Consider the following 13,112-nt stretch of genomic DNA (forward strand, 5'->3'; position numbering starts at 1 on the left):
CGTCACCCAGCCCGTCGCGAGCTTCCCGGGGCTCGCGCAGACCGGTGGGGCGAAGCTGCTCGCCGGCACCGTCGACGCCGGCCCGCGGGCCGACCTGGTGGTCGCCGGTGCGTCGGGCTGGACGTCCACACCGGTCGCCTTCTCCGACGGCGCGGGCGGATTCTCGGTGGTCAGCACCTCGTACCCCACCTTCCCCGGCTACGCCGCCACATCGGGGGCCCGGGTCGTCGCCGGGGACTTCGACGGCGACGACCTCAGCGACCTCGCCGCGATGGGTGGCGTCGGCTGGGCCCGGGTGCCGCTGGCCTACTCCAACGGCGACGGCAGCTTCACCCCGAGCCTGCTCAACATCCCCTGACCGGTCCACTCTCGGCGTTCCGCCTCCGGGCGCCGTCCAGGCTGCCGGGGCCGGCAAGCGTCCGGGAACGCTCAACGTGGTGTCGGGACGGCACCGCCCTCGGCCCAGGCGACCTCGGCACCGGGTAGGCCCCTGCACCACGCCCCGGTGACCGTGGCGAGTTCGTCGGCGTCCGGTGGGGTGCGGCCGAGTCCGATCGCGTACCGGGCCGTGGCCGGACCGGACTCGAACGGACGGGGCCACGCCCGTACGTCGACCACCCCGTTCTCCTCCAACGCGGTGAGCAGCGCCCGGACCCGGCCCCGTACCCGTCCGACGGTCGTGGCGAACTCCTCGCCCCCGACCGGCAGCACGCTCAGCACCGCCCAGGCGGCGTGCCGACGGTGCAACGCCGGCGGTGACAGCAACTCCGGCCAGAATTCCCCGCCGTCGCGCGACGCCGTGTCGAGCAGCTCCCAGGCGCGGTACAACTCCTCGGTGAGCAGGTCCCGGAAACCGGGACCCACCTGCTCGGTGCAGAGACGGACCGGTGCGGTGGGGGTCAGCACGGAGACCGCCGCCGCCCGTACGCGCGCCCCGGTCGGGGTGAGTTCCACCGGTTCCCGCCAGTCCCAAGCCGCCCAGGTCTCGAAGAACCGCCGGAGCAGGGCGTCGGCGATTGGTCCGTCAGCGGTGGCGGGGGAGGTGCCGGGGATCGTCGGCGCTACCCGGGACAGGTCCGGTTCGGCCAGTGCCGTACGGGCCGCCAGCACCGTCCAGGCCAGGCCGGGAAGCCCGCCGAACGGCGCCGAGTCCAGCCCCCGCGCCCGCGCCCACGCCTTGACCCGGCGGGCCAACCGGGTGAACCCGGGACGCACCTCCTCCGTTGCCGCGCGCACCGCCGCCGCGTCACTGACGGCGCTCATCGCCACGGCGGCCGCCTCGCCCAGTTCGGCCCGCCGGTCGACCGCGTCACCGGGGGCGAGTGCGCCGGTACCCACCACGCTCAGGTCGACGTCCAGTTCGCCCACGCGCAACCGCAGCCCCGGCACCCTGGCACCGGTCACCAGGCGTACCCCGGTGAGGTTCGCGACGGCGGCGGTCAGCCGGGCCCGTACGTCCGCGATGTCGACGGTGCCGGGCAGTGCCGCCACCAGGTCGAGGTCGGCTCCGGCCAGCGCGCCGCCCATCGCGCGCGAGCCGACGACGTGCACGACGCCCGCGTACCGTTCCCGGAGCGTCGCCGAGACGCGGGCGACGACCGCCCCCACCGGCGTCGGATCGTCCTCGGCCGGCGCATCGGGCCCCGGCTCGGGCAGCCACCGGACCTCGCCCGTGCCCAGGGCGATGGTGGCTCGGGGCCGCATCGGTTCGTCGCCCCGGCGGGAGAGCAGGACCAGTTCCCCGACCCGGGCCGTCCGGCCCGCCAGCCGGGCCGCCCGGCCCGCGATGAGCCGGGTCACCGCGTCGCCGGTCGGTGACCCACCGCCGTCGGCGATCCGCCCCGCCCTCGGTGATGCCCCGCCGTCGGTGATCCGCCTCGCGCTCGCTGATCCGCCGCCGTCGGCGACCCGGCCGGTGACGGGGGAGCGTCCCAGGGTCAGGTGCGGGGTGAAGCCGTCGAGGCGACCCCGGCAGCGGGGAAACCGGCGTTCCAGCGCGTGGCGCAGGGTCCGCCAGGGTGCCGGGTCGTCCGCCGCCGGGTCGAGACAGACCGTCGTACCCGTCTGGTGGGCGAAGGTGCGTACCCCGGCCAGCCGGGCGGTGAACACCGGCGTCTGCGCAGCGGCCGAGGCGAGCAGGGGGATCGCCTGTTCGAACGCGGACTCGGGTACGAACCCGAAGAGCAGGTTGACGTGCGGCGGCCAACGGTCGAACTGCGGATCGTGCTCGCGGCGGATGTCCTCGATGACGGGCCGGAGTTCCCGGGGAGGCAGCCACGCCACGGCGGTACGGGCCGTCGGTGGGAGGTCGACGACGCCGACGGGTCCGGTTGCGGTCCCGCCCGGCCTCAGGTCCACCTGCACGGCGTAGTGGTCGGAGGCGTACCGGCCGTCCGGGTCGGGTCGGTCGCCCCGCAGTCGGGCCCCGGTGACGGCGGGGCCGGGGCTCAGCAGGACCCGGTCCAGTCGGGCGGCGCGGCCGGAGAGTGCGGAGACCGCCGCCAGCGGGTTGCCGACCGGGTCGAACGTGGGTGTCGCGTCGTCGGGTCCGTGCGCCTCCGTCCAGGCGTCGCGCAGCCCGAGTACGCCCGCCGGCCCCTCCCGACCGGACCGGCCGTCGTTGAAGTCGCCGAGCAGGACCAGGTCGCCCGGTACGCCGGCCAACCCCTCGCCGAGCCGGCCCAGTTCGGCCCGCCGCCGCGCGGGGCCGTTGTCCGAGCGATCGCTGCTCAGGTGGGTGGCGGCCACCACCAGCGGACCGGCCGCGGTCTGCACCGTGATGGCGGCGACCGCCTTGTGCGGCCCGAGGACGTGGTGTCCCGCCTCCCGCACGGTGAGCCGGCTGAGCAGCAGCAGTCCACTGTCGACGAGGTCGGTCCCGGCCGGGTCGGTGCTCAGGGTGTAACGGGCCCGGACCCAGTCGGCCCGGGACAGCAGGGCCGCCAGTTCGGCCTCGACCTCCTGGAGCGCGATGACGTCCGCGTCGGCCTCGCGCAGGGCGGCGAGCAGCAGCGGCCGGCGTCGGGCAGTGTCGATCCGATCACTGTCGAACCGGTCCCACAGCGTGTTCCAGGTCAGCACCCGCAGGGTTGCCGGCGGGGCCGGGACCGGGTTGGCCGCACCGGACACCGGGCGCCATCGGTCGGCCACGGCGTCCCAGGCGTACGGCTGCCGCGCGGCGAAGAACGGTGCCCGGAGGTGACGCGGTTCGCGTACCCGACCGGCGCCCGAGGCGTCGACCCGATCCAGACCCGTGGCACGGTCCCAGACCACCTCGCCGTCGGCCTCGACGAACAGCACCCGGTGCCAGGGAATGTCGCCACCGGGTACGAAGGCCGACAGCGGTACGCGTTTCGGTGCGGTGCCGTGCTGGTTGACCCCGAACACGAAGCGGGCCGGGTCGAACCGTGGATCCCACCGGACCCGGTGATAGATCTGCTCGCTGGTGCGCATCTTCCCTCCAGCGACCGGACGGAGACGTCGACGCTGGTCATCGCCCTCGACTGTCCGCTCACCCTACCGAGGGGGGCGGACACCGCAAGCCGGTTACGTATCGGGGGCGGAGCGATAATCGATCTCGTCCCGGTGTCCTCGGGGGCACAATGATCGCCGTGCTCGCCGCCACTCGTACTCTGCTGACCTCGCTCGATCCGCTGCCGTACCGCGACCGGATGAACCGCCTCGCGCAATGGGCGCGCACCGCGCCCGACCGGGCCCGGGTCTGCGCCGACCTGCGCGAGCAGGGGCCCTACGAGCGCCATCTCGCCCTGGTCGCCGCGTTGGTGACAAGGGACAGTGACGCCGTCGCCGTCGCCGCACACGACCCACAGCCGTCGATCAGGGGCGCCGCGCTCACCGGCGCGCTCCGTGCCGGCATCCCGGTCGGCGACGTCGCCGACCGGCCGGCGGTCGAACGGCGCATTGTCTACCGGACGCTGCGTCGTAGGTGTGCGCCGGCTGTCGCCGACGCGCTGATCACCGATGTCCGTCTCCGGCTCGGCGACGAGGAGGCCGCCGCGCTGCTGCCGGCCTGCGGCACCGAGACGGTACGGGCACTGCTGCCCGAACTGGAGCACGCGCTCAACCTTGAGCGGCTGGTCCGGCGGCACCCCGGTCCACTGATGGACCGGGTCCGCGAGCGGCTTGCCACGGCCCCGCCCGAGCTGCGCCCGAGGATCTGGGGCGGTGCCGCCGGTGCGGTGCTGCGGTGTGACCCGGCACAGGCACTCGACCTGCTCGAACGGTACGCGTCCGAGGAGTCGCTGCCCGGCCCGCTCGTCGCGTACGGAATGCTCGCGGCACACGACCCGAGTCGCGTCGCCCGCCTGCTCACCACGCCGGGCCGCGCGACCTGGCTGCACCGGACCACGGTGCCACCGGCCCTGCTGCGCCGCCTCGCGGCGCTGCCCACCGACGAGCTGGCGCCGCTGGCCGGCCGGTTCCGTGAACGGAGCCGGGCGCTGGCGGCGCTGCTCGCCGCCGTCGCGCCGTCCCGACGCGGGGAGCTGTACCAGCGGGCGCTGGCCGAGGCCGACACGACGATGCTGATTCCGGCTGCCGAGATCATGGAGGCGCTGCCGGCCGCGGCCCGGATCCGCGAGGCGACCCGGGTGCTCGGCCTGGCGCGGACCCGCGAGCGGGAGTCCGAGGTATGCACCTGGAGTGCGTACCTGGCCTGGCCGGACGCGTCCGCCGCGCTGGACGTCGCGCTGCGCTCGGGCGACGCCGACGAGCGGGCGCGGGGCTACGCGTTGTTGGTGGGCGCCGCCCGTCGCTCCCGCGACCCGCGCGCGGTGGCCGAGGTGATCCACCGGCTGGGCCGGCTGCGCAACGAGCAGGATCCGGTACGCGCAGCCGCGCTCACCGCGTTGGCGAGGGTGGCACCACTGCTCACCGTGGACACGGCGACCGGGCTCACCCAGCTGACCACCGACGCCGTCGACGCCCGTGACGCGTCCGCCGCCACCACGTCGGCGTTGAGCACCCTCGCCGCCGACGTCCTCCAGCACCACGTCGCCGTGCCGGAACTGCGCGAGTGGGCGCTGCTCACGATCGACCTGGTCAGTACCGGTGCGAGCGTGCCGGTTCTGCGCCGCTTCGACACGACGCTGCGCCGGGGACAGGAGACCATGGTCTTCGAGCGGCTGCGCGGCTGGGTGGAGGCCGGCATCGCCCGGGGCCGGTACGGTCCGCTCTTCGCGCTCACCCACGCGCTGGGCCAGCGCGCCCGGCGGCTGCCGCAGCTCCAGGACCTGCTGCGTCGGGCGATCGGCCCGCGTACGCTGCCCTCGGTCGGCCGGACGGCGATCCGGCTCTGGCTCGACGACCCGCGTACGCGTTCGGACCGGGTCGCCGAGGTGCTCGAAACCGACGCGTCGGCGGTGACGATCCACGAGGTGTGGGCGACGATCTGCTCCTCCCGCACCGACCTGCTCGACCGGGCCCTGGACCGCCGCCCGCGCGGCCGGTTCGTGGAGGCGGGGACGGGGTGGGTGCCCGGCTGGGCGCTGCACGCCGAGCGCTGGCTGCCCCGCCAGCAGGCCCGCTTCGTGGACCTACAGGAGCTGATCGTCACCGACACCCGGCAGCCGGTCTGGCAGCGCGCGAGTGCGATCCGGACCGCCGCCCGTGTCCCCGGCGCCGGCCGCGAACTGGTGCTGCGTCACCTCGACTCCCCGGAAGTGGTGATCGCCGAGACGGCGCTGGGCGCCCTGGTCCGGACCGACCGGCCGGACGAGGCGTTGCCGGTGCTGCTCCGGTACGCCGACAGCGACCGCGCGCGGGTCGCCCTGTACGCGGCCGCCCGGGCCGCCCGGTACGTCCCGCCGTCCCGGCTGGTCGACGCGCTCGGCGAGGTGGTGACCGGTGCCGCGAAGATCACGAGTCGGAAGGAGGCGGCCCGACTGCTGGCACGGTACGGGCCGCCCCGGGTGATGGCGACGCTGCTCGACGCGTACACGAACACCGACGCGCACCGCGACGTGCGCGCGGCGATCGTCTCCGCCGCCCGGCAGCGGCTGCGAACCGAGGCGAGCTGGACGATCCTGCGTAGGGCGGTCGACGGCAGCCGGGAGGAGCGACGTGCGGTGCTGAGCGTGTACCCGTACACGATTCCGGAACGGCACCGTCCGCGCTACGGCGCGCTGATCGTGCAGGCCTGCCGTGCCGACGACCGGGAGGTCCGGCGTTCGGCGTTCGGCCAGCTCGGGCAGTGGTGGCCGTGGCTGGACGGGGTCACCGAGCTGGTGGTGGACCGGCTGACCGACCTCGGTGAGACGATGGTGCAGATCGAGGTCGCCGACCTGCTGAGGGCCGGCGGAGACCCGGTGTTCGGTGCCGCGCTGGCCCGGCTGGTGGCCCACGACGCGCAAGACGATCATCCGGGCGATCCGGTCGCGGACCGTCCGGCCCGACGTCGCGTCGACCTTCTCGCCCGCGGTGCGGTCGTCCGCTCCCAGAGCCGGCCGGCCAGTGCCGACCGCACCGCACTGGTCGATTCGGCACGGTGGCTCGCCGGCCGTCCCGCCTTCGTCGGCACGGCCACCGGACTGCTGCTCGACCTCGGCCGGTTGGACAATCTGGACGAGATCGCCGGACTGTGCGCGGGCCGGCCCGTCCTCGCCAGCCGCACGGCCGCGCACGTCGACGCCCAGCTGCGGGGCCTCCACGAGCGGCCCGACCCGGCAGTCCTCACCGGCACCGTCGCCCGACTGGCGCAGCGCGGCGACCTCGCCGGTGGGCTGTTCGCGGTGGCACTGGTCCGGCACGGCGCCGGCTTCGGGTGGAAGGCACCGTGGCGGGATCTGCTGATCGGGCTACGCCGTCACCCTGACGCCGACGTACGCGAAGAGGCGTACGCCGTCGACATGAGCTGACCGCCGGGAACCTGGTCGTCGGTGTCCTCGCCGACCAGTGTTCATACCGCTGTTCACTGCTGATCGCCGGTCCGGACCTGTGCGTTTCCTCGTGTTCGGCAGAGTCGGGGATGATCCACTTTTGCTGTTGAGATATCCGGAGCACCTCCTTGTCCTCACCCGGACGTTGTCGCCGCCGTGCGGCGGCGCGAGCCCTCGCGCTGACGGCGTTGGCGATCGCCGCGTTCGTCACCGCCGTACCGGTCCCGGCGCAGGCGCACCCGTTCGGCGATCCGCAGATCGTGGCCATCACGCTCGACGAGCACCGACCCGAGGTCGTGCACGTACGCTGGCGCGTCGGCGGCCCCGACGACCTGACCCTGCTCGGGATCTCGCTCGGCCTGCTGCCGGCCGACCGCGTCCTGCTCGACGGCGCGGTGGACTACCGCAGCACCGACCCGGCGCTGATCGCGTCATCCGCACAACTCGTGGCCTACCTGCTCAAGCGGATGACGGTCGCGGACGGCGGACGACAGTGCGCCGGCACTGTCGAACCGCCGAGAGCCCTGGCCAGGACCGGCGCGACCGTCGACTACACGTGCCCGGGACCGGTCGGCACGGCTACGGTCACGGTACGCATGCTGACCGACCTCAATCCCGCGTACCGCGCGGTGGCCAGCGGCCCCGGCGGCCAGCACGCGGTGTACGACTCGGCAACGGACTCCCACGACTGGGTCCTCAGCGGCGCGGTGGCCCCGGACGGAGCCCGCCGTGGGCGCGCCGCCGCCGCCGTCCGGGTCGTCGGCGTCGCGGGCGGTGCGCTGGTCGTCGTGGTCGCGGCGCTGCTGCTGTGGCGGCGCTCGCGCCGGTCCGGTCGGTCCGGCGGAACAGGGGCGCGGGAAACGGGATGACCGCGGCCGGTACGTGTCGCACCGGCCGCGGTCGGGGCACTAGCTCTGCTCGGCCAGGTCGGCGCAGCCGGTCTCCTCGGGCAGCAGCGGCCGGAAGACGATCCTCCACTGTTTGCCGGCCGACTCCCACGGGGTGTCGGCGTTGGCCTTCTGGGCCGCGTCGACCACCTTGCTCGCCTCGTCGCCGGTGGCCACCACGCAGCCGAGGTCGACGGTGGGGCTGAGCTTGTCGCCCGGAACGGCCGGCCCCGGCCAGGCCACGGCGGGCTGGGTCGGCAGCGACGGGTCGGGCTGCGCCACGTGCGGCCTCGTGATCGCCGCGATCGTCACCGGCGAGTAGGGCTCCGGCTCCGCGACCCTGTCGGCACCGAGCGTGGTACGCACGTCGCTCAACTCGCTGACCAGGTCGGAGAGCTTCTTGCGGGCCGCCTTCTGCGCGTCGCTCAGGCCGCCGACGTCCTCCATCCCGAGCGCCAGGACCTCCAGCGTCCTGGTGCCCTCGGGGGTGACCAGCGTGAACCGGGTGTTCTGTACGTCGGCGACCGGCGGCTGGCCGAGGTCCGTCGCGGTGCCGACCCCCGCGTCCTGTGCCTTCTTGAGCAGCGTCTGCACGGCGTCGGCCGGGATCACCGTCTGGAGCAGGTTGGGTAGCGCGGGGCCCGGATAGACGAGCGTCGTCGGCCCCTGGGTGATCACCCGACCGTCGCCGTAGATCGACACCACCGGTAGACGGCTCGGGATCGTCTCGACCGGCACGAAGCCGCCGGTGTGGTCGATCCGCAGCAGGAGGGTGTCGGCGTCGGGGGACCCGGCATCCGCCGGAGGCGGGCTTCCGACGCTCGACTGGGGGCCGCAGGCGGTCAGCAGGAGCAGCGCGGGTGCGGCTACCGCCAGGCCCAAACGGGATGTCCGTGTCGTCATGCCGGTCAGACGACGAGAACGACGATGCGGTTCCCGCCGGCCGCGGCCGAGGCCCGCTTGACCTTGACACAGTGACAAGGTCTTCACTGTGTCAGGGAGGTGGTCCCGATGGCCATGCCGGAACAGGACCCGGATACGGTTCGAGCTCTGCGGGGGCTGGCGAGCGACAGTTCGTCGGTGCGGCTGCGTACGGCGCTGGCTGTCGGCACCACCCCCGACCCGAGGTTCGTCGACGCGCTCGTCGAACGATGCGCGATCGAGCCCGAGTTCTACGTACGCGAAATGCTCACCTGGGCACTCACCCGCCAGCCAGCGGCACTGACGGTTCCCAAGCTGTTGGACGAACTCCGCTCGGACCGGGCGCAGGCACGGAGCCAGGCGTTGCACACGCTGTCCAAGATCGGGGACCGGCGGGCGTGGCCGGCGATCACCCGGGCACTGCTGACCGACGCCGACGACGAGGTGGCGCGCAGCGCGTGGCGGGCGGCGGTCGTCCTGGTGCCCGAGGGTGAGGAGCCTGAGCTGGCCGCGGTGTTGGCGACACAGCTCGGGCGTGGCGAGCGTCAGACGCGGTTGAGCCTCAGCCGGGCGATGATCGCGCTCGGTGAGGTGATCATGCCGCACCTGCGCGCCGCGATGACGGATCCCGACCCCGGGGTACGTCAGCACGGGATCGCCACGGAACGGCTGTTGCGCGACCCGGATGCCGGATTCGAGTTCGCGATCGAGGAGGCGAAGCGCGTCGTGGCTCTCGGCAGGACCGACGAGGAGGGGTGACCGGCAGTGTTGATCGGTGATGTGGCACGACGCTCCGGGGTCAGCGCCCGCATGCTCCGGCACTACGACTCGCTCGGCCTGGTACGGCCGACGGGTCGTACCGACGCCGGCTATCGGGAGTACTCCGGTGAGGACATCCGTCGGATCTTCCACATCGAGAGCCTGCGGTCACTGGGGCTGTCGCTGCGTGACGTCGGGCGTGCGCTCGATGATCCCGGCTTCACGCCCGCACAGCTCGTCGACGACCTTATCCGTCAGACGCGGGAACGCATCGCGGCCGAGACCGAGCTGCTCACCCGGCTCCGTCGGATCGATGCCGCCGAACCCGTCGGCTGGGAGGACGTCCTCCAGATCGTCGCGCTGCTCCACGCGCTGGGGTCGGAGAGCGCCGGGAAGCGCCAGCGCGCCGCCCTGTCCTCGGTCGAGGAGGTCTCGGTGCCGGTGGAGGCGCTGGTCGAGGCGGCGTTGAACGAGGCGGACCCGCACGTCGCCGGAGCCCTGCGATGGGCTCTGGCGCAGTCGGGCGATGCGGGATCGGCGCTGCTCGCGCAGGGCCTCGGCGCACCAGCGGCCGAGGTGCGCAAACGTGCCGTCCAGTCCATCGCCGAGATCCCCACCGGTACGGCGACCGCACTGTTGCGGGCCGCTCTCGGGAACCCCGACATCGTGGTCCGCCGGTACGCGGCCCTGGCGCTCGGGGCACGTGGGGTGGCCGACGCGGTCCCGACCCTCGTGGACATGGTCGTCGGGGAGGTCAACGACGTCGACGCGGCCGATGCGCTGAGCGCGCTGGCGAGCGATCCCGCGTTGGCGGACCGGATCGCCGCCGGGCTCGTCGACCGCCTCGGCGACGACAGCGTCGAGTCGGCCGCACGTCGACGGCTGACCCAGGCGCTCGCGGACATCCCGGGGGTTACGGCGTCACGTGCCCTCGCCGACCTGTCACACGACGACGACCGGGTCGTCGCGCTGACCGCGACATACATACTCCAGCTGCGCGACGCGCGTTAGCGGATGCCTCCCCGAATGGGACGGGGTCGGTGGCGGGACGTGCTCACGTGTCAGGAGCGCCCCGGTCGGGCGCCGGGCACCCGCGATGCGACGGCGGCACCGGCAACGAGAACCTCGCCTGCGGCACGACCGCGTCCGCGTCGAGCGTCTACCCCAACTACTCGCCGTCGCGGGTGACCGACTGCAACCGGGACACCCGGATGGGTGCCCCGTACAGCTGGGCCAACACCGCGGGCACCTGGCCACCGGGAATCCCGGAGTGGGTCCAGGCGGATCTCGGTGTCGAGAAGACGATCCGGCGGGTGGTCGTCCTGACCAGCGAGGGCTACCCGATCCGGGACTTCGACGTGCAGGTGTGGAACGGCGTCGGCTTCGTGACGGTCGGCTCGGTGACGGGTAACACGCAGCTCGCGGTCACCGTGAACTTCTCGGCCAGGACGACGCGGCTCGTTCGGGTTCTCGGTCGGAGCGGCCCGAGCCACCAGACGGGCTTCGTACGGGTGAACGAACTTGAGGTGTACGCGGTGTAGGGCCTGCGCCCCGCGCCCGTGCGGCGGATGGGTCCCGAGAGGGTCCACCCGCCGCACGCGCGTTCGTACGACGGCGGGACGCCTTGGTTCCCGGGCCGTTCGGGTCGACGGCACCGGCGGGAACGTACCAGGTCGCGCGGCACCGGTATCCGCTCTGCGGCGCAACCGAAGCGTCAACGTCACCCAACCGGGTTTCTGGACAAAGTCTCATGTCCCGGAAGAAGGCCCCCGTATTACCTTGAGTCGGGCGCCAGTCGGAGGGCAAGAGCTCGCCGAGTCGGATGGTGGCGTAACCCGGTCGAGAGGATTTGGAACCATGCACGACCTGTCTCGGCGCGAACTACTCAAGGCGACGGCGGCCGTTGGCGCCGGCGCGGTCGTGTTCCCCGGCATTGTCGCCGGCGGCACCCCGGCCATGGCGGACGACGGCCCGGGTTGGTCCTCCGGCGGGGGAAGCTCGCCGGCGACGCTGACCGGCCGCATCGTCCGTCCCCAGGACCCGGGGTACGCGAGTGCCAGCCTCGGCTGGGACGAACTCTTCGTTCGTTATCCGCTGGTCATCGTCTTCGCCCAGGAAACCCGGGACGTGGTCAACGCCCTCGCGTGGGCGCGGCAGAACGACGTCGCGCTGCGGGTGCGCAGTGGCCGCCACAGCCTTGAGGGCTGGTCGAACGTGGACAACGGCATCGTGATCGACGTCAGCGAGCTGAAGTCCGCGCGGATCGACACCGCCACGCGCACCGCGACGGTCGGCGCCGGGCTCAACCAGTTGGAGGCGGTGACCACGCTCGGGGAGCAGGACCTCGCGGTGACGACCGGAACGGAGGGAAGCGTGGGGCTGTCCGGCGCGACCCTCGGCGGTGGCTTCGGCTTCCTCACCCGCTATCTCGGCATGGCCTGCGACAACCTGATCGGGGCGGAGATCGTCGTCGCGTCGGGTGCCGACGGTGCGAGGGCGATCGAGGTGGACCTGAACAGTCACCCGGACCTGCTCTGGGCGCTGCGCGGGGCGGGAAACGGCAACTTCGGGATCGTCACCTCGCTCACCTACCGGGTGACACCACTGAGGAGCGTCGCGTACCTGCAGGCGAGCTGGGAGGGACTCGACGACCTGCACGGGGTCTTCGACAGCTGGCAGCGCAGCGCGCCGTTCGCCGACCACCGGCTCGGGACCCAACTCGAGATCCACAAGTCGCAGATCCTGCTGTTCGGGGTTCTCGTGGACGGCTCGGAGGCGGAGGCGAGGGAACTGCTGGGATCGGTCCTCTCGGTCGGCGACCCGCAGGTCACGGTGCAGACCGGGGGCTGGGGCGACACCTACGCCGGATTCCAGGTACCGACCGAGGACGAGCCCGCGAACTGGAAGTTCTTCTCGCAGTTCACCAGCGAGCCGTTCCCGAGCGAGGCGATCAGCCTGATCCGGACGTTCATGGAGAACGCCCCCTCGGAGGACAGCAACTTCTTCACCCAGGCGTTCGGCACAGGGGCCCAGACGAGCCAGCCCCCCGGTGGCTCGGCGTTCCCGCATCGCGACGCGCTCTTCTACTCCGAGCCGGGCGCCGGATGGGGCACTCGTGGGGAGCCGGACACCGGCGACGCCACCACCCCGATCGCCCAGGCCTGGATCGCCGAGTTCAGCCAGGCGCTGCGGCCCTACGTGAACGGCGCCTACGTCAACGTGCCGAACATCGGCATGGCCGACTGGGAGACCGCCTACTGGGGGTCCAACGTCGACCGGCTGCGCCGGATCAAGGCGAAGTACGACCCGCACAACGTCTTCCAGTACGAGCAGAGCATCCCGCCCGCATCATGCTGACGCGGTGTCGACCTCGACGGGCGACCGTACCTGCTCGACGGACCACTGCTGTGGCGACCTCGGCGATCGCCCGATCGACGTGCGGCCGGACCCCGGACAACCGGTGCACGAGGAGATCGGGGCCACGTCCGTCCCGGTCGCCACGGCCAGCTGACCGCTGTTCCCGTACCCGATGACGCGGGGGGGGGGGGGGGGGGGGAGGGGGGGGGGGGTGTCTCCCGCGCGGGGCCCCCCCGGGAGAGCATGTCCCCGAGGGGGGGAGCCACAGGAGGGAAGGGGGGGGGGGGGGGAC

General features: G+C 73.2%; 10 protein-coding genes. 8 read left to right on the top strand and 2 right to left on the bottom strand.

Annotated features, from left to right (window positions below; genetic code table 11):
• A partial coding sequence (locus tag ACZ6QQ_RS31525) for a hypothetical protein (RefSeq protein WP_465881242.1) occupies positions 1 to 358 on the top strand: 358 nt, incomplete at its 5' end.
• A gap of 71 nt (positions 359 to 429) precedes the next feature.
• On the opposite strand, the gene ACZ6QQ_RS31530 is transcribed toward ACZ6QQ_RS31525, so the two are convergent.
• Positions 430 to 3,453, bottom strand: a complete 3,024-nt coding sequence (locus ACZ6QQ_RS31530) for an RNA repair domain-containing protein (RefSeq protein ID WP_465881243.1) — start codon at positions 3,451 to 3,453, stop codon at positions 430 to 432.
• A 149-nt stretch (positions 3,454 to 3,602) separates the two neighbouring features.
• Between ACZ6QQ_RS31530 and ACZ6QQ_RS31535 the strand changes: the two genes are divergently transcribed.
• Together ACZ6QQ_RS31535 and ACZ6QQ_RS31540 are read left to right on the top strand one after the other, a co-directional pair.
• Positions 3,603 to 6,875, top strand: coding sequence for a hypothetical protein (locus tag ACZ6QQ_RS31535; protein ID WP_465881244.1), 3,273 nt, complete (start codon positions 3,603 to 3,605; stop codon positions 6,873 to 6,875).
• A gap of 209 nt (positions 6,876 to 7,084) precedes the next feature.
• Positions 7,085 to 7,765, top strand: coding sequence for a hypothetical protein (locus tag ACZ6QQ_RS31540; RefSeq protein ID WP_465881245.1), 681 nt, complete (start codon positions 7,085 to 7,087; stop codon positions 7,763 to 7,765).
• 39 nt (positions 7,766 to 7,804) lie between these two features.
• Here the strand turns inward: ACZ6QQ_RS31540 and ACZ6QQ_RS31545 are convergent, their stop codons facing one another.
• A complete protein-coding gene (locus tag ACZ6QQ_RS31545; RefSeq protein WP_465881246.1) occupies positions 7,805 to 8,686 on the bottom strand; it encodes a hypothetical protein in 882 nt (293 codons plus the stop codon).
• Positions 8,687 to 8,794: 108 nt separating this feature from the next.
• Here ACZ6QQ_RS31545 and ACZ6QQ_RS31550 point away from each other — a divergent pair, with 108 nt between their 5' ends.
• The 5 genes from ACZ6QQ_RS31550 (at position 8,795) to ACZ6QQ_RS31570 (ending at position 12,974) form a co-directional block, all read left to right on the top strand.
• Positions 8,795 to 9,463 (top strand): HEAT repeat domain-containing protein, encoded by a 669-nt coding sequence (locus ACZ6QQ_RS31550; RefSeq protein WP_465881247.1) that lies wholly within the window; start codon positions 8,795 to 8,797, stop codon positions 9,461 to 9,463.
• 6 nt (positions 9,464 to 9,469) lie between these two features.
• Positions 9,470 to 10,474, top strand: coding sequence for a MerR family transcriptional regulator (locus tag ACZ6QQ_RS31555; RefSeq protein WP_465881248.1), 1,005 nt, complete (start codon positions 9,470 to 9,472; stop codon positions 10,472 to 10,474).
• Between the two features lie 47 nt (positions 10,475 to 10,521).
• Positions 10,522 to 11,004, top strand: coding sequence for a discoidin domain-containing protein (locus ACZ6QQ_RS31560; protein WP_465881249.1), 483 nt, complete (start codon positions 10,522 to 10,524; stop codon positions 11,002 to 11,004).
• Between the two features lie 316 nt (positions 11,005 to 11,320).
• The gene (locus ACZ6QQ_RS31565; RefSeq protein ID WP_465881251.1) at positions 11,321 to 12,820 is read left to right on the top strand and encodes an FAD-binding oxidoreductase; all 1,500 of its coding nucleotides are present in this window, start codon (positions 11,321 to 11,323) and stop codon (positions 12,818 to 12,820) included.
• 4 nt (positions 12,821 to 12,824) lie between these two features.
• Complete coding sequence (locus ACZ6QQ_RS31570; protein ID WP_465881252.1) at positions 12,825 to 12,974, top strand: hypothetical protein; 150 nt, start codon at positions 12,825 to 12,827, stop codon at positions 12,972 to 12,974.
• Positions 12,975 to 13,112: the final 138 nt, after the last annotated feature.

Source organism: Micromonospora sp. NPDC049529 (genome assembly GCF_055586685.1).

Excerpts from the sequence above, each read along its gene's own strand:
- ACZ6QQ_RS31535 (WP_465881244.1), top strand. The coding sequence starts at position 3,603 with ATGATCGCCGTGCTCGCCGCCACTCGTACTCTGCTGACCTCGCTCGAT.
- ACZ6QQ_RS31565 (WP_465881251.1), top strand. The coding sequence starts at position 11,321 with ATGCACGACCTGTCTCGGCGCGAACTACTCAAGGCGACGGCGGCCGTT.
- ACZ6QQ_RS31530 (WP_465881243.1), bottom strand. The coding sequence starts at position 3,453 with ATGCGCACCAGCGAGCAGATCTATCACCGGGTCCGGTGGGATCCACGG.
- ACZ6QQ_RS31550 (WP_465881247.1), top strand. The coding sequence starts at position 8,795 with ATGGCCATGCCGGAACAGGACCCGGATACGGTTCGAGCTCTGCGGGGG.
- ACZ6QQ_RS31545 (WP_465881246.1), bottom strand. The coding sequence starts at position 8,686 with ATGACGACACGGACATCCCGTTTGGGCCTGGCGGTAGCCGCACCCGCG.